At 71.3% G+C, this 15,923-nt stretch carries 16 protein-coding genes; 5 read left to right on the top strand and 11 right to left on the bottom strand.

Annotated elements, in window-relative coordinates:
- Positions 1-82 precede the first annotated feature (82 nt).
- Positions 83-1,702: an ATP-dependent nuclease gene (locus ACTHM3_RS04650; RefSeq protein ID WP_440404925.1), complete on the bottom strand. Its 1,620-nt coding sequence runs from the start codon at positions 1,700-1,702 to the stop codon at positions 83-85.
- A gap of 238 nt (positions 1,703-1,940) precedes the next feature.
- On the opposite strand from ACTHM3_RS04650, the gene ACTHM3_RS04655 reads away from it, so the two are divergent.
- The gene (locus ACTHM3_RS04655) at positions 1,941-3,566 is read left to right on the top strand and encodes an acyl-CoA dehydrogenase family protein (RefSeq protein WP_440404926.1); all 1,626 of its coding nucleotides are present in this window, start codon (positions 1,941-1,943) and stop codon (positions 3,564-3,566) included.
- 27 nt (positions 3,567-3,593) lie between these two features.
- Here ACTHM3_RS04655 and ACTHM3_RS04660 read toward each other — a convergent pair whose 3' ends face one another.
- The gene (locus ACTHM3_RS04660; protein ID WP_440404927.1) at positions 3,594-4,046 is read right to left on the bottom strand and encodes a MarR family winged helix-turn-helix transcriptional regulator; all 453 of its coding nucleotides are present in this window, start codon (positions 4,044-4,046) and stop codon (positions 3,594-3,596) included.
- Positions 4,047-4,108: 62 nt separating this feature from the next.
- Between ACTHM3_RS04660 and ACTHM3_RS04665 the strand changes: the two genes are divergently transcribed.
- Positions 4,109-4,477 carry a VOC family protein gene (locus tag ACTHM3_RS04665; protein ID WP_440404928.1) on the top strand — a complete coding sequence of 123 codons (369 nt, stop codon included), beginning with the start codon at positions 4,109-4,111 and terminating at the stop codon, positions 4,475-4,477.
- A gap of 152 nt (positions 4,478-4,629) precedes the next feature.
- Here the strand turns inward: ACTHM3_RS04665 and ACTHM3_RS04670 are convergent, their stop codons facing one another.
- Positions 4,630-5,451 carry an alpha/beta fold hydrolase gene (locus ACTHM3_RS04670; RefSeq protein WP_440404929.1) on the bottom strand — a complete coding sequence of 274 codons (822 nt, stop codon included), beginning with the start codon at positions 5,449-5,451 and terminating at the stop codon, positions 4,630-4,632.
- Between the two features lie 24 nt (positions 5,452-5,475).
- Here ACTHM3_RS04670 and ACTHM3_RS04675 point away from each other — a divergent pair, with 24 nt between their 5' ends.
- Positions 5,476-6,276 (top strand): SDR family NAD(P)-dependent oxidoreductase, encoded by an 801-nt coding sequence (locus ACTHM3_RS04675; protein ID WP_440404930.1) that lies wholly within the window; start codon positions 5,476-5,478, stop codon positions 6,274-6,276.
- A gap of 13 nt (positions 6,277-6,289) precedes the next feature.
- Here the strand turns inward: ACTHM3_RS04675 and ACTHM3_RS04680 are convergent, their stop codons facing one another.
- Positions 6,290-7,057 (bottom strand): MBL fold metallo-hydrolase, encoded by a 768-nt coding sequence (locus ACTHM3_RS04680; protein ID WP_440404931.1) that lies wholly within the window; start codon positions 7,055-7,057, stop codon positions 6,290-6,292.
- Between the two features lies 1 nt (position 7,058).
- Complete coding sequence (locus ACTHM3_RS04685) at positions 7,059-7,961, bottom strand: NYN domain-containing protein (protein WP_440404932.1); 903 nt, start codon at positions 7,959-7,961, stop codon at positions 7,059-7,061.
- A 32-nt stretch (positions 7,962-7,993) separates the two neighbouring features.
- On the opposite strand from ACTHM3_RS04685, the gene ACTHM3_RS04690 reads away from it, so the two are divergent.
- Positions 7,994-8,779 carry a bestrophin-like domain gene (locus ACTHM3_RS04690; protein ID WP_440404933.1) on the top strand — a complete coding sequence of 262 codons (786 nt, stop codon included), beginning with the start codon at positions 7,994-7,996 and terminating at the stop codon, positions 8,777-8,779.
- Here ACTHM3_RS04690 and ACTHM3_RS04695 read toward each other — a convergent pair.
- Positions 8,776-9,657 (bottom strand): transposase, encoded by an 882-nt coding sequence (locus tag ACTHM3_RS04695; protein ID WP_440404934.1) that lies wholly within the window; start codon positions 9,655-9,657, stop codon positions 8,776-8,778. The genes ACTHM3_RS04690 and ACTHM3_RS04695 overlap by 4 nt on opposite strands.
- 26 nt (positions 9,658-9,683) lie before the next feature.
- On the bottom strand, positions 9,684-10,841 hold the full coding sequence (locus ACTHM3_RS04700; protein ID WP_440404935.1) for a hypothetical protein: 1,158 nt from the start codon (positions 10,839-10,841) through the stop codon (positions 9,684-9,686).
- A gap of 75 nt (positions 10,842-10,916) precedes the next feature.
- Here ACTHM3_RS04700 and ACTHM3_RS04705 point away from each other — a divergent pair, with 75 nt between their 5' ends.
- Positions 10,917-12,482, top strand: coding sequence for a cation:proton antiporter (locus ACTHM3_RS04705; RefSeq protein WP_440404936.1), 1,566 nt, complete (start codon positions 10,917-10,919; stop codon positions 12,480-12,482).
- 10 nt (positions 12,483-12,492) lie between these two features.
- Here ACTHM3_RS04705 and ACTHM3_RS04710 read toward each other — a convergent pair whose 3' ends face one another.
- From ACTHM3_RS04710 to ACTHM3_RS04725, 4 genes are all read right to left on the bottom strand, one after another.
- Positions 12,493-14,568, bottom strand: coding sequence for a UvrD-helicase domain-containing protein (locus ACTHM3_RS04710; RefSeq protein ID WP_440404937.1), 2,076 nt, complete (start codon positions 14,566-14,568; stop codon positions 12,493-12,495).
- A gap of 103 nt (positions 14,569-14,671) precedes the next feature.
- The gene (locus ACTHM3_RS04715) at positions 14,672-15,175 is read right to left on the bottom strand and encodes a metallophosphoesterase family protein (protein WP_440404938.1); all 504 of its coding nucleotides are present in this window, start codon (positions 15,173-15,175) and stop codon (positions 14,672-14,674) included.
- Positions 15,176-15,205: 30 nt separating this feature from the next.
- On the bottom strand, positions 15,206-15,634 hold the full coding sequence (locus ACTHM3_RS04720; RefSeq protein ID WP_440404968.1) for an organic hydroperoxide resistance protein: 429 nt from the start codon (positions 15,632-15,634) through the stop codon (positions 15,206-15,208).
- Between the two features lie 53 nt (positions 15,635-15,687).
- The gene (locus ACTHM3_RS04725) at positions 15,688-15,906 is read right to left on the bottom strand and encodes a KTSC domain-containing protein (protein ID WP_440404939.1); all 219 of its coding nucleotides are present in this window, start codon (positions 15,904-15,906) and stop codon (positions 15,688-15,690) included.
- Positions 15,907-15,923: the final 17 nt, after the last annotated feature.

A 15,923-nucleotide genomic window follows, 5' to 3' on the forward strand; every position in this document is an offset into this window, starting at 1 on the left:
GGACGCTCAGCGAGCGCCTCAAGGCAGATGCGCTCGCGGCGATTCCGCGTACGTGCCGAGGGCGGCTGGATGTCCGCGGCAGCTACGACGTAAGGCTGGAAAGCATTGCATTCACCGATTCAATCTCTGGGATGCGGGGGCGGCTGACCAGAGCCGCACGGATAAAGCTTTCGGAGGTGGTAGTCATCACCACACCGGCGCTTCGCGCAGAACTGAGAAGGTGCTTCCCCCTTACTAGCGCGAGTGGCTCCGTAGCATTTTCTTCCCATTTTCGGTGCGCCTCTTCAAAGGCTGAAGCGATGCTTTCCTGGCTCACGGCGGCGGATAGCGATCGTCCAACGGATTTGAGTGCCGATTCAATATCCTCATGTTGCGGAGAGGGCCATTCTGCGGAAGCCCGTGCGCGAAGCCACCTGACAACAAACTCTCTGATTGTTTCTTCTTGCCGAGCGAGGGCCAGGTTTCGGAAATATTCCCGAAGGTAGGAGGGATCGGTAATAGAAGGATCGATCAACCGAGTCTCAATTGCAGCGGCAAGAAATTCGGAAGAAGACAGTAATACGCCTTCAATATCGGCTTTTGACCAAACGTGTACATTGTTCGAGATTGCGGGCGACGGACGCGCCGCGAGGACGTCCGCGTCAACGACACCAATGATGGGTAGTTCAAATCGCTTCAAGGCGGCGACGTCTCGTAGCACAAGGTCTCGACCTCCTGCCGAACGGCTCGCTCCCCGCGACATCTCTGGGATCAAGTCCCCGAGAACTGCCCTATCGAGGTCTCCTTCGGTCACTACCAGAAAGTCGCTCTGAGTGAGCGCGCTTGCGCGGAATCCTGCCTGCCTATATAGCTGCAGACGCTCATCGTCGGTGCGGACGGTAGACGGGCTTTGGGCCTGCTCGAACCGAAGGATCGCCGTCGGTTCGACGTCGTCAAGAATTGAGGGGCTGTGTGTAGCGACAATGAGCCTGCTGTCGGATGGCAATCCCAGTTTCAGGGCGCGCATGAGTTTGGAGCTAAGAGAGGGGTGAAGGTACGCGTCGGGCTCGTCAACCAATACCGAACTGTGGCCCTCGCCGGCCCGAAATATGCGACTGACGAGTATGAGGGCTTGCCTTTCTCCGCTGGACAGCCCCTCGATGCCGTGAGTTTGGCCACTCGGCAATTGAATTCGAAGACTCGAAGGATATTCTTGAGTCAGTGGGAGAAGCCTCTTGGGCGCCAAGATTTCATCGATTCCAGACTTGAAGCGATCCCAGGCCTGACGTGCGGCGCCATCAATCGCACCATGTTCGTTCGGGAGATAAGCCGCTACGCACAACGTTCGCGCGTAGTCCTCGAATTCGTAATCGTCGAGGAGTCCAAACCCGCCTTGGCTCTCGCGCATTGCCGCAACACTCCGAGCATTGTCCTCGGGACTCAGGCTTACGATGGTGAACGGGTTGTTGTATGAGTTGAGACGTCTTTCCGCTGGCACGTATACCAAGCTGAGGCTTGGGACAAAGCGAGCGATCTGCTCCTGTTTGAGCATGTTTGCGACCCAAGCGTGACTTGCCGGAACAGTCTCGGTTCGGTTGCCCCCCAAGGGGCTCCGCACGTTCTTGATCGTTACCAACGGGATCCCGATTGCAGCGATTATTCCGGTTTGAATCGCGTAGTTCGCCTGGGCAGCTTGTTCGGCAGCGTCGAACTCGATCGTCACTTCTGTCACCGCGGCCCGTTCCGGGTCAGCCGGTTCCGGTCCCTGATAGACCCAGGGAGCAGCGAGGCATCGGAGAAAGCGGGACTTTCCGGATCCGTTCGAGCCTGCGAGAGCGATCACGCTTGAGTTCGGTAGTTCGGTGTACCCATCCACCAAACCGCCCACGTTCTCGGTGCGGACGCTAACGATCCTCATATGCCGACCATGATGTCGCCGCTGTCAAAGTAGCCTCAATCCCATGGCGACCCACGAGGTAACCAACCAACCCCCGCCCCGCGTCGACGTCGACGAGTACGGCACCAACATCCCCCTCGTCGAAGCCGTCCTGCGCCACGATGCCGCCTGGGCCGAGGATCGCCTCCGCGAGGCCGGCCGCTACGTCGGCACCGCCGCGTTCCAGCGCGACGCCGAGCTGGCCAACACCAATCCGCCGCAGCTGCGTCAGTTCGACCGCTACGGCACCCGCATCGACGAGGTCGAGTACGACGAGTCGTATCACCGCGTCATCGCGGCGGCGCTGAAGCGCGGTGCGCACGCCTCCGCGCACAACGATCCCGGGCCCGGCGCCGAGGTGGCGCGCGCGGCGATGTTCATGCTCTTCGCGCAGGTGGAGCCCGGCCACGCATGCCCGGTGAGCATGACGCACTCGGCGGTCGCCAGCATCCGGCACAGCGACGCGCTCGCCGCGCAGTGGATCCCGCGGCTGCTCAGCACCGACTACGACCCCGAGCTGCGGCCGGGCAAGAAGTCCGCGCTGTTCGGGATGGCGATGACCGAGAAGCAGGGCGGCAGCGACATCCGCGCCAACACCACGCGCGCCGAGAAGAGCGACGACCACTACGTGCTCACCGGCCACAAGTGGTTCTGCTCGGCCCCGATGTCCGACGGGTTCCTCGTGCTCGCGCAGACCGACGCGGGCGTCACCTGCTTTCTCGTGCCGCGCATCCTTCCCGATCACAGCCGCAACGCGTTCGCGATCCAGCGGCTGAAGGACAAGCTCGGCAACAAGTCGAACGCGAGCTCCGAGGTGGAGTTCGACGGCACCGTCGGCTTCCTGCTCGGGGAGGAGGGGCGCGGCGTCCGCACGATCATCGACATGGTGTCCGGCACGCGCCTCGACTCGATGCTCGGGAGCATCGCGGGCATGCGCCAGGCCACCGCGGAGGCCGCGTGGCACGTGCGCCACCGCTCGGCGTTCGGGGCGAAGCTCGTCGACCAGCCCGCGATGACAGCGGTCGTCGCCGACCTCGCGCTCGAGACCGAGGCGGCCACCGCGACGGCGATGCGGATCGCCCGCGCCTACGACGTCGACGCGCCGGACGGCGATCGGGGGTTCCGGCGGATCGCGACCGCCGTCGCCAAGTATTGGATCTGCAAGCGCGGCCCCGGCCACGCCTACGAGGCGCTCGAGTGCCTCGGCGGCAACGGCTACACGGAGGGCTTCCCGCTCGCGCGCCGCTACCGCGAGCAGCCGGTCATGGCGATCTGGGAGGGGTCGGGCAACGTGATCGCGCTCGACCTCATCCGGGCGCTGAACACCGAGCCGGAGTCGGTCGACGCGTTCTTCGCGGAGGTCGCGCTCGCCGCGGGGGAGAACCCGGTCTTCGACGAGCACCTCGCGATCACGGAGCAGGTGGTGCGCGAGGCGGCGGACCTCGACCCCGTCACCGCGGCCGCGAACGCGCGCATGCTCGTCGCCGACCTCGCCCTCGCGCTGCAGGCGTCGCTGCTGATCCGGCACGCGCCGGCGGCCGTCTCCGACCTCTTCGTCGAGTCGCGGCTGGGGGAGGGGGCGCGGTACGGGCACCTGTACGGAGCCCTGCCGGCGGGCGGCGACCTCGGCGCGGTGCTCGCGCGGGTGTAATCGGGGTCTCGATACGGCGCTTCGCGCCTACTCGACCCGCATGGGGGTGCGCAGGGCGGCGGTCATCGTGCGGAGGGCATCGAGGGCGGCGGCCTGCTGGGCGGCGGTGAGGTCGGCGACCATGCGGAGCTCGACCCCGCGGACGGCGGCGCTCGCGGCCTCGCGCATCCGGGCTCCCTTCGAGGTGAGGCGCGTGGGCAGCGCCTTGCCGACCGGAGCCTCGCGCGTGACGACGCCGTCGGACTCGAGCGCCTGCAGCAGCACGTTCATCGACTGGCGGGTCACGAACGCGCCGCGGGCGAGGTCGGAGTTGGAGAGCCCCGGGCGCTGCGCGAGGAGCTCGAGGCAGGAGTACTGCGTGACCGTCAGGCCGAGCGGGCGCAGCGCCTCCTCCATCGCGGCGCGGAGGGCGCTCGCCGCCTCCTTGAGGAGGTAGCCGAGCGAGGTGTCGAGGTCGATGCCGGGGGAGTCGTCCACCATGTCAGTAGCCTGACATACTCTCTTTGTGTCAGATAACTGACACGACGAGAGAGGAACCTCCCATGCCCGTGACCGGCCCCGACTTCATCTCCCTCCAGGTGCGCGACCTCGACGCCTCGCAGGCGTTCTACGAGCGCTACCTCGGCCTCGTCCGCTCGCCGGCCGGCCCGCCGCACGCGGTCGTGTTCGCGACCGCCCCGATCGCCTTCGCGCTCCGCGACCTGGTCGCCGGCACCGACCTCGACGCGGTCGACCAGCCCGGCATCGGCGTCGCGGTCTGGCTGCACGCGACCGACGTGCAGGCCATCCACGACGCGCTCGTCGCCGACGGGCACCGGATCGTCGCGGAGCCGATCGATGGTCCCTTCGGGCGCACGTTCACGTTCGCCGACCCGGACGGGTACCGGATCACGCTGCACGATCGGGGCTGAGAAAGGTCCGGAATCGATCCAAACCGGGGGAGCGAGGGTCTCCGAATCCTGGGGGTCGCCGGAACTCCCAGCCGGCGACCCTCGGCCCGCTCGTCCACATCTCGGCGAGCGGGCCGCTTCCGTGTCGGGGGTCTCGATGCGGCGCTTCGCGCCTACTCGACCCGCGGGAGGGTGCTTTGCGGCTGTTCGACCGGGGGGAGGGGCTCTCCGCGGAGGAAGGCGACGCCCGCGCGACGGAACTCGCCCGAGGTGGGGGCGTTGAAGTGGGTGCGGCCCGGGATCTCGAGGAAGGCGCCCTGCGGCGTCGCGGCCGCGAGTTCCCGGGAGATGTCGATGATGGGATCCTCGGTGCCGGTCGCGAAGAGCACCGGTTGCGTGGGCGTCTCGTGCGGGTCCGGCTGCGCTCCGCCGTTCATGCCCTCGATGAGCGCGATGAGCGCCTCGACGTCGTTGCGCGGATTGCGCTCCGCGAGCTTCGTGTACGCGCGCGTGAGCGGGTCGGCGATCGGTGACCCGTCGGCGGCGTGCCGGCGGGCGGCCCCCACGTCGAAGCCCGTGAGGCTGTCGCCGTCGGAGATGCCGCCGAGCACCGCGCGGGTGATGAGGTGCGGCAGCGCGATCGCGCCGAACCAGCCGACCCGGCCGCCGAGCGAGTAGCCGAGGTAGGCGGCGTCGTCGAGTATCCAGGTGTCGAGCACCGACTCCAGGTCGGCGACGAACTGGCGCATGGAGTACGCCGCGGGGTCGTGCGGCTTGCCGCTCTCGCCGTGGCCGCGCTGGTCGTAGGCCAGCACCCGGAAGCCCGCGCGCGTCAGATCGCGGACCCAGCCCGTGACGACCCAGTTGTCGGAGGCGCTCGACGAGAACCCGTGCACCGCGACCACGACCGGCGCGAGCGGGTCGTCGCCGAAGTCGTACGTCGCGAGGCGGACCCCGTCGCTCGCCATGACGTGCTGCGGCTCGGGGAGGTGCATGCCTCGACGGTACAGACTGGATGCGTGCTCATCGTCATCACCGGAGCGAGCTCCGGCATCGGCCGCGCGGCCGCCCACATGCTCCATGCGCTCGGCCACGACATCGTCGTCGTCGGACGCGATCCGCAGCGGACGGCGAGCGTCGCCCGCGAGGTCGACGGCGACCCGTTCGTCGCCGACTTCGACCGGATCGCGGACGTGCGCGAGCTCGCCGCGAAGCTTGCGGCGGCCTACCCGCGCATCGACGTGCTCGCCAACAACGCGGGCGGCATCATCAGCTCCCGCGGGATGAGCGCCGACGGCGTAGAGCGCACCTGGCAGCACAACGTGCTCGCGCCGTTCGTGCTCACCAACGCGCTGCTGCCGACGCTGCGGGAGTCGGGATCCACGCTGATCTTCACGGGCAGCGCCGCGAACAAGTGGGGCACCGTCGACCCCGCGAACCCGAACCGCGACGGCAAGGCCTGGCTGCGCGGCACGCCCGCCTACGGTGCCGCGAAGCGCGCCGACATCATGCTCGCCCGGCAGTACGCGAAGCGGGAGCCGGAGCTGCGGTCCTATTCCTTCCATCCGGGCGCCGTCGCGACCGGGTTCGCGAACCTCGACAAGAGCCCGCTCGCGCCGCTCGTGCGCGCCGCGATCAACACCCCGGAGCAGGGCGCGCGCCTGCTCGTGATGCTCGCCTCGACCCGGGTCGACGCCCCGAACGGCTCCTACTTCGCCGGCAATCACGTCGACCGCGGCCTCGCGGCGCAGGCGCGCGACGAGGCCGCGGGCGACCGGCGGTGGGCGGCGCTGGAGGGCCAGGCCGCCGCGATCGGCTAGCGGGACCGCCGCCTCAGAGCGTGCGGCTCTCGCCGGGCGCGAGCACCACGAGCTCCGACCGACCGGCTGCCGCGAAGGCGTCCGCGAAGTCCTGCTGCCCCTGCGTGAAGTGCGCCCAGCCCTCGGCGTGAACGAGCACGATCGCCCGGGCGTCGAGCAGCTCGGCCGCCTTCACCGCCTGATGCGCGCGCAGCGTCAGGTAGGCGTCGAGCCGCTTCGCGCGCGCCCCGCCGCCGAACAGCACCGCGAGTTCGATCGGGCCCTGATTGTCGACGACCTCCTCGACCACCCGGACCGACGCGTTGTCGCCGCTGACGTACGTCGTCGGAACGCCGTCACCGGCGAGCACGAAGCCGATCACCGGGCCCGAGCTCGCCTCCATCCCGTCCGGTCCGTGCTGCGCCGGCACCGCGCCGATCGTGAGCGTGCGCCCGTCGGGCAGCGTCGTCTCGGTGTGGGTCCACGGCGCGAGCCCGAGCGCGGTGCCGCCGAGGCGCTCGGCCGCGGCGGTCGTGGTCACCGTCAGCGGAACCGTGGCGAGGTACTCGCGGCCCGCCCGGTCGAGGTTGTCGGGATGCTGGTCGTGCGACAGCAGGACGACGTCGACCGTGCCGACCTCCGCAGCGCCGAGCGCCGGCCCGGTCGTCTTGACCAGCACGCTCGGACCGCTCGGGTACTCGCCCGGCGGGTCGAAGGTGGGGTCGACGAGGATCCGGATGCCGGCGACCTCGAGCAGGATCGTCGGGCCCCCGATGAGGGTCGCGGTGAGGGCGTCGGTCACGTCAGCGCTTCGTCTGCACCCGCGGCCCGTTCGGCGCGGCGTCCTTCTTCACCCGGATCACGTCGGTGCGCGAGTCGAGGAACTTCGTGAACGTCGAGAACCCGAGCGTCTTCTCGTTGAAGGTCGGGTCGATGCGGAGCATCTGGTTCTTGAGCTGCGAGTTCGAGGCCCAGTCGTCGTCGCCGCGCGACTCGACGACGCGCAGAGCACGGAGGAGGAGCGCCGTGGCGCCCTCGGGGGTCGACGACTCGGGCGCCTCCGCGTCGGGCTCCACCGGCTCCTCGACCGCGGGCTCCGGCTCGACGGCCGGCGCCGTCTTCTCGGCACGGCGCGGCGCCGGCGCGTGCGGCTCGACGCCCGGCAGCGCGTCGTAGTCGATGAACTCGTCGCACGCCGCCATGAGCGCCCGGCTCGTCGCGCCGGCGACGCCGATGCCGATGACGGTCCGGCCGAGCTTGCGGCTGCGCTGGGCGAGGGCGATGTAGTCCGAGTCGCCCGCGACCAGCACCACGGTCGACAGGTCGTCGAAGCGGAACAGGTCGTCGAGCACGTCGACGGCCAGGCGGATGTCGGCCCCGTTCTTGCCGCCGGAGGTCACCGGGAACAGCTGCACGAGGTCCACCGCGCGGTTGACGAGCTGGCTGCGGTAGTTGGCGTTCACCGGCGCCGACCAGTCGGCGTAGGCCTTGGTGACGGCGAGCGTCCCGAATGAGGTCGCGTAGTCGAGGATCGCGCCGATGTCGACGCGCGCCTCCTCGAGCCGCTGCTTCGCGGTGTCCGTCTCGCTGCGGCGGGCGTTGTCGCGGTAGAAGTCGCCCCGCCCGAAGAGCTGGTCGTAGCGCGAGATCACGACGTTGTCGAAGTCGAGGTAGACGCCGACGCGCCCGTCTGAGGGTTCGGCCATGGGGCGAGCCTAGCCCGGCCTAGGGTGTCGCCATGGACTGGTTCTACGGCCTGCCGGAGGCCGTGTCGCTGCCGCTGTTCGTGGGTCTGTTCGTGATCCTGTCGCTCGTCGTGCTGCTCGCGCTGCGGCCCCTCGTGCGCCGGCTGGCGGCCGACCACGAGGAGTGGGACCGCGTGCTCGGCTACGCGATCGCGTCCTTCGGGTTGTTCTACGGCATCCTGCTCGCCCTCGTCGCGGTCTCCGTCTACAACAACTTCACCGCCGTGCACCAGGACGTGCTGAACGAGACCTCGCAGCTCGCGGCGCTCTACCGCGACGTGTCGGGATTCCCGCACGACCAGAGCGCGCCGCTGCAGGACGGGCTGCGGCACTACACGCAGATCGTGATCGCCCAGGACTGGCCGCTGCAGCGGATGGACGTGCCGCCGAACGAGGGCAACGCGGCGCTGACCTCGTTCCAGACCCGGCTGCTCGCGCTCGAGCCGCGCTCGCCGGGCGACCAGGCGCTGCTCGGGCAGACCATCCAGGAGTACAACTCGTTCGTCGCCGCCCGCCGCTCGCGCATCGCCGACACCGAGGTCGCGCTGCCGGGGCTGCTCTGGGGCGTGCTCTGGACCGGCGCCGTCATCAACGCCGTGATGCTCGCCCTCATCCAGGTGAAGCGGCTCACGATCCACGTCGTCATGGCGGGGCTCATCGCGCTCTACGTCGGGCTGCTCATCTACGAGACGGCGAGCATGGATCACCCGTACTCGGGCACGATCGCGATCGGGCCGAGCGACTTCCAGCTCGTGCTGCGGCAGGTGATGGGCGGCTAGCCGAGCTTCGCGCGGGCGGCCTCGGCGCGGGCGAGCGCCGCGCGCGCCTGGTCGGCGCGCCGCTCGGCGCCGCCCCGATCGCGGTCGAGGCGCTGGAGCTCGCGCTCGGCCCCCGCGAGCCCGCGGCGGGCCGCGCGCAGCTCGGTCTCCAGATCGTCGACCTCGGTCGCGAGCTCCTCGCGGCGCCGATCGACGTCCGCGGCGCGCTCGCCGAGCTCGCGGGTGGCGGCCTCGGCACGGCCCGCGGCGCGGCGTGCATCGGCCACCACGGCGTCGGCATCCGCCCGAGCGCGCTTCAGCTCGGCCTCCGGGTCGACCACGGCGCGCGGGCCGGTCCGCCGAGCCGGACGCGGGGCCGTCGCGGCGCCGTCGGGGACGGCCACCGCGCCGTCGAGGTCGACCGGGTCGAAGCCGACCGCCTCCAGCCCGCGGAGCAGCCGGCCCGAGCGGACCGCGGCCGCCGCCTCCGGGTCGGCCATCGCCGACTGCAGGGTCTCGGCGACCTCGTCGAGAACGCCCTGCGCGAGCGCGCGTCCGGCGGCGTCGGCCAGCTCGCCGGCGCGCGCCGCCAGAGACCGGACCAGGTCGCGGCGCTCGCGCCCGAGGGCGGTCAGCGCCTCGCGGTCGGCGGAGGCCTGCGCGGCCCGCAGCCGCTCGCCGAGCCGGTCGACGTCGCGGAGGTCGGCGTCGCGGGCGAGCAGGTTGACCGCCCACGCGACCGGCGCCGGGCGGCGGAGCGCCTTCACGGCATCCGCGAGGTCCCGGTCGCCGGCCCGCAGCTCCTTCGACCGGGCGTCGCGCGCGGCGATGAACTCCTGCGGCGGCAGGGCGTACAGCTCGTCCGCGACGCCCGCGAGGGTCGGACCGCGCTGCGCCATGCTGCGACCCTATTGCGCGCCTCCGCTCAGGGCGGGTAGACGACCCAGAGCAGCTCGATCGCGACGAACTGCAGCGCCACCCCGAGCCCGAAGGAGATCCAGCGACGGGGCGCCGAGCCGGTGAAGAACGGATGCCCGAACAGCGGCGAGAGCGGCATGAGCATCCGCAGCAGGCTCTGCGTCGGCAGGAACACCGCCGCGAGGTAGCCGCCGTAGCTGAACACGAAGGCCCACAGGTCGGTGCCGAGCCGCCGTCCCGCGCGGCTCACCATCAGCGTCACGAACGCCGCCAGCACCGCGGCGACGAGCACCGCGCCCCCCACCCCGAGCACTCGCGTCCAGAGCCGGAACGACGGCGAGAACGGGACGAGCACCGTGCGCCCGATGAAGTCCTGCCACCAGGCGAACTCGGTGTCGAAGTACGCGCTCGGGTCGCCCGTCACCCCGGCCGCGATCATCGGCCACGCGAGCCCGGCGGCGATCACGACGACGATCGCCATCCCCGCCCCGGCCCAGTGATGCGCGCGGATCGGCTGCCGCCGCACCAGGCGCACGACCGCCTTGATGACGAGCGCGGCCCCGAGCGCGAGGGCGCCGGGGTGCGTGAACGACGCGAGCACCGCGAACGGGATCATCAGCCAGTACTTCCGGCGCATCATCGCGGCGATCGCGCAGAACATCAGGAAGAGGACGAGCGACTCCGCGTACGCGAGCTGCAGGAGCCACGCCATCGGCCCGAACGCGAAGAATACCGACGCCCACCACGCCGCACGCGTGCCGAACCGCATCCGCACGACGCGGTGCAGCGCGAACACCGCGGCCCCGCCGGCGATCGTCGCGACGAGCGGCCCGGCGATCTCGAACGGCAGCCCCGTCACGGTCATGAGGCCCCGCGAGACGGCCGGGAAGACCGGGAAGAACGCCCAGGCGTTGTAGGAGACGTCGCCGTTCGGGAAGAGCGGGAGCTGCTCGGGGTAGCCGTGCAGCGCGATCTCGCGGTACCAGAGCGCGTCCCACGCGTTCAGGAACCCGGTGAACCCCGGCCCCGGCTGCAGGTAGGCGGCGGGGCGGTGATGGGGGAGCAGCCAGGCCAGGAGCAGGAACCCGGTGGAGACGGCGCGCGACAGCGCGTACATCACGACGAGCGCCGCCCCGAGCGGCACCGTCCGCCCCAGCACGCGCACGACGCCGATCCTGGCACGCCCGCGCCTCCGCTACCGTGAGCCCATGCGTCCGGCGCCCCGAAAGAGCCCCTCGCGATGACCACCACGGTCGAGTCGATCATCTGGATCGTCGGGTTCGTGCTCGTCACGGTCACGGTCACGGGGCTGTCGGGACGCGTCAACTGGTCGGCGCCGGTCGCGCTCGTCCTCGTCGGCGCGGGGGTGTCGTTCATTCCGGGCGTGCCGGACATCGAGCTCGACCCCGACCTGATCCTCTACGGGGTCCTCCCGCCGCTGCTGTTCGCGGCCGCGATCCAGACCTCGTTCCGCGACGTGCGGGCCCGGCGCGACAGCATCCTGCTGCTCTCGGTCGGCCTCGTCATCGCGACCGCGTTCGTCGCCGGCGTCGCGACGTGGGCGCTCGTGCCGGGGCTCTCGCTGGCCGCCGCCGTCGCGTTCGGCGCGGTGATCGCCCCCACCGATGCGGTCGCGGTGACCGCCGTCGTGGGCCGCACCCCGCTCCCGCGCCGGGTCGTCACGATCCTGCAAGGGGAGAGCCTGCTCAACGACGCGACCGCGCTCGTCACCCTGACGGCGGCGATCACCGCGATCGGCGGGGTGCTGAACCCGGGGCAGATCGCGCTGGAGTTCGTGCTCGAGGTCGTCGTCGGGGTCGGGATCGGGCTGCTCGTCGGCTGGGTTCTCTCGCTCATCCGGCGCCAGCTGCACGCCCCCGTGCTCGACACCAGCATCTCGCTCGTCACGCCGTACCTGGCGTTCATCGTCGCGCAGCTGCTGCACGGCTCCGGCGTGCTCGCCGTCGTCATCGCGGGCCTGTTCCTCGGCTACCGCTCGCCGAGCGTGCAGTCGGCGGAGGCGCGCATCGCCGAGCGGATCAACTGGCGCACCATCGAGTACCTGCTCGAGAACGCGGTGTTCCTCTACATCGGCCTGAACCTCCGGCCGATCGTCGTCGGCGCGCTCGACAGCGGCTACAGCGTGGGGCAGACCGTCCTCGCGTGCGTCGGGATCCTGCTCGCCCTCATCGTCGCGCGGACCGCGTGGGTGTTCGGCACGACGCTGCTCTACCGGCACGGCCCGATGTTCATCCGGGCGCGCAGCTGGAGCTGGAAGAGCGCGACCGCCGTCTCGTCCGCCGGGATCCGCGGGGTCGTGACGCTCGTCGCGGCGTTCCTGCTGCCCGACATCCCGCAGCGGCCGTTCCTGCAGTTCCTGGCGTTCGTGGTCGTCGTCGGAACGCTCCTCGAGGGCCTGCTGCTGCCGTTCATCCTGCGGGCGCTGCGGATGCCGCCGCCGAACATCGCGCAGGAGTACTCCGAGCGCGGCAACCTCATGAGCGAGGCGAAGGCGGCGGGCGCCGCGGAACTCGACCGCATCGTGACCGGGGACGACCCGGAGCGGGTGGTCGAGCAGCTGCGCCAGGCCGCCGACTTCCACGGCGAGCTCGACGGCGTCGCGTTCGAGGAGGGCGTGGAGCACCCGATCAAGGCGTACCAGCGTTTGCGCCGGTCGATGATCCAGGCGGAGCGCGCGGCCGTCCTCCAGGCGCGGCGCGAGAACCGCTACCAGGAGCCCGCGATCCTCGCGGTGCTCGCCTCGATCGACGCCGAGGAGGCGTCGCTCCGCGCGACCGAGCGCTGAACGGTCGGGGTCAGGCCACGCCCACCCAGACGTGCTCGCGCGCCCGGGTCATGGCGACGTAGAGCTCGCGCCGCTGCAGGTCGCGCCGCTCGACCACGCCGGGGTCGACGTCGCCCACGATCGGCTGCACGAGGTGGAGGGGCGCCCGCACGACGAGCACGTCGGTGAACTCGAGGCCCTTGGCGCGCTTGATCGTGCCGACCTTCACGGCGTCGACCGGGCGGCCGTCGTAGCGCTCGAGGTCGACGACGCGGATGCCCGCCTCCTCGAGCGCGGCCGCGGCCTCTTGCGCCACCACGTTCGACAGCGCGAGCACGCCGATGTCGCCGAGGCGGCCGCCGGCCGCGACGATGCCGCGGACGTGCTCGATGAACGACGCGTCGTGCAGGGCACGCGACTCGAAGGTGCGGCGCACCGGCTCGGGACCGTGGCGGAGGCTCGTCGCGGGCTCGTCGTCGGCTGCGCCCTCGAGGTCCACGGCCGTGTCGTCACCGAGCATCGCGGCGGCGAAGTCAGCGATCTCCGCGGTGGTCCGGTAGTTGGTGGTGAGGACGGCACCGCGGCCGGCGACCGAGATGCCGGCCTCGGCGAGGGTCCAGCCGCCCGGGTAGATCGACTGCCGGCCGTCGGCGACGAGGAGCAGCCCGTCCGGCCGGTCGCCGACCAGCAGGTGCAGCAGCCGCAGGGCGGCGCAGGAGAGGTCCTGCGCCTCGTCGACGATGATCGCGTCGTAGCGGTCGAGCGGCTCGTCGAGCAGGCCCGCCTCCGCCTCCAGCACGATGTCGTCGAAGTCGAGGATGCCGCGGCGGCGCAGCTCCTGCTCGTAGGCGACGTAGAGGCGCCACATCGCCGCGCGCTGCTCGCGGTTCATCGGCCGGCGGCGCCCGGTGCGCGGGAGGCTCTCGTACTCCTCGAACCGGGTCAGGCCGCGGCCCTTGATGACGTGGTGCAGCTCCTCGAGCCAGTACTGGTGCGCCGGGTCGATCGCGACGAGCGGGGTGTCGCTGCCGAGTCGCACCCACAGCTCGCGGAAGACGTCGTCGGCCTGACGCGGGTCGATGTCGATCTCGCCGCGGCGCTCCACGAGGATGCGGCGGGCGAGGGCGTGCACGTTGACGAACTCGATGCGGTCGGCGACGTCGGGCGCGAGCTGCTGCATCCGGGCCGCGAGGACGCGCGGGAGGGCGCGGACGTAGCTCGTCACGAGCACGCGGCTCGCGGTCGTGCGGGCGAGATACGCGGCCCGGTGCAGCGCGACGGCGGTCTTGCCGGTGCCGGCGGCGCCGCGCACGCGGGCCGGACCGGAGAACGAGCGACGCGCGAGGCGGGCCTGGTCGGGGTGGAGGGAGGTCATCCAGCTCTCGACGGGCTCGGCCGCGGCGGCGCCCTGCAGGGCCCGCTCGAGAGCGGCGACGTCGATCTCCGCATCCCGGAGCTCGGCGTCGGCGTCGGCGGGCTCCGGTCGGGGCGCGTCGGCGTCCGGGACGACGACGGCGAGCGGGCCGGTCGTCGCCGCGGGCGGGAGGATCCGCTCGATCTCGGTGCGGATGGCGGCGATCCGGCGCTCGTCGAGCCGACGCGGGCGGGCGGCGACGTCGGCGATTGCGGCGGCCTCGCCGAGGAGCCGGAGCCCGAACAGGTGCGCGTCCGGGGCGTCGGGGCCCGGGAAGGCGACGAGCCCGCTCACCTCGCCGGGGGCGACCCCGGCCTCGGCGAGGAGGCCCTGCACGCGGTAGACGAGGTCGGCGAAACGCGCGATCTCGTCGGTGACGTCGCTCGTCCCGCGCACGACGGCGTCGGCGCCGACCGTGACGTCGCGCCAGTCGCGGGCGTCGGCGATGATGACGCCGCCGGGGCCCACGAGCACGAGGTCGATGTTGGCGGTGAGGGATCCGGGCCAGCGCCGGTCGGCGAGCACCGCCCACCCGAGGGGCTCGAGCTCGATCAGCGTCTGCGCGAGGCGGCGCCCGGGGTGGGCCGTTCGGAATCCGGCCGCGAGCTGCCGGGCGACGGCGCTCAGGCGAGCCCTGTCGTCGGCGATCTCGCGTTCGCGCGCCGCATCGATCGTCGTTCCGCCCGCAGCCACGGCTGCTCCCCTCGCGCGGGCCGCCCCCGTGCCCATGACGCCAGTGTGCTCGCGGCGAGCGGGGGCGTTCTAGCGCGTCTTCGGGTGCCACCCGGGCGGGGGCTCAACGCGGGATGGGCACGAGCTCCACGTCGCGCAGCGCCCCGGCGTCGACGACCGCGGTGAGGAAGGTGCCGGTGGGCTGCCGTCGCTTGTCGGTGGGGGAACCCGGGTTCAGCAGGCGCCGCCCCGCCGGGGTCGTGGTGTCCCACGGGATGTGGCTGTGCCCGAACACGACGAGCCGCGCCGCCGGGAAGCGCGCGTCCATCCTCGCCTCCCGGCCGGTCGACGGACCCGAGTCGTGCACGACGGCGACCGGGATGCCGTCGATCTCGACGTGCACCTCCTCCGGCAGCCGGTCGTCGAACTCCGGGCCGTCGTTGTTGCCGCGCACCGCGACGAGCCGAGCCGCCCGCCCCTCGATCTCGTCGAGGAGCGGAAGCGCGTTCCAGTCGCCGGCGTGGATCACGATGTCGGCCGTCTCGATCGCCCGCCAGAGCAGCTCCGGCACGCTGCGCGCTCGCTGGGGAACGTGCGTGTCGCTGACGATCACGAGACGGGTCGGCACGACGTCAGTCTGCCCGACGTCGCCCCGCCCTCAGGCGGTCTCGACCTCGAGGGTCACCTCGACGTTGCCGCGCGTCGCGTTGGAGTAGGGGCAGACCCGGTGGGCTGCCTCGACGAGCCGGTCGGCGTCGGCCTGCGAGATCCCGCCCCCGAGTTCGACGTGCAGGGTGATGACGAGGCCGTAGCCCGGGCCGTCGTCGAGGGCGCCGATGCCGACCTCCGCCGTGACGGCCGAGTCGATCACCGGGATGCCGAGCTGACCGCCGACGCCCTTCATCGCCGAGTGGAAGCACGCGGCATACCCGAGGGCGAAGAGCTGCTCCGGGTTGGTGCCCTCGCCGGACCCGCCCATCTCGGTCGGGGTCGCCAGCGTCACCTCGAGCCGGCCGTCGCTCGTGCGCGCCGTCCCGTTCCGTCCGTCGCCCAGGCTCGTCGCCACCGCCGTGTACACCGCATTCACCATGTGAGGGGCAATCGCCCCGGCGGCCGGGGCATTCCCCGTTCAGCGGATCCTCAGTGCTCGTACTGCTGCCGGGTCGGGTAGCGGTCGCTCACGTGCCGGTTGAAGTATGCGCCGGGGCTCTCGGCCGCCATGAGGTCGCGATGCACCGAGGGCGGGACCGCGTAGTAGCGGTAGACGTCGCCGCTGCGGAACTCGATCTCGAGCTCCGCTGTCGCGTGGTCGTACCCGATGGCGCGGATCACCGAGGAGGTGACGGGAGTGCGGATCATCATCGGTTCGCGGCGTC

The sequence above is a fragment of the Pseudolysinimonas sp. genome, assembly GCF_051954455.1.
In the GTDB taxonomy this organism is placed as follows: Bacteria; Actinomycetota; Actinomycetes; order Actinomycetales; family Microbacteriaceae; genus Pseudolysinimonas.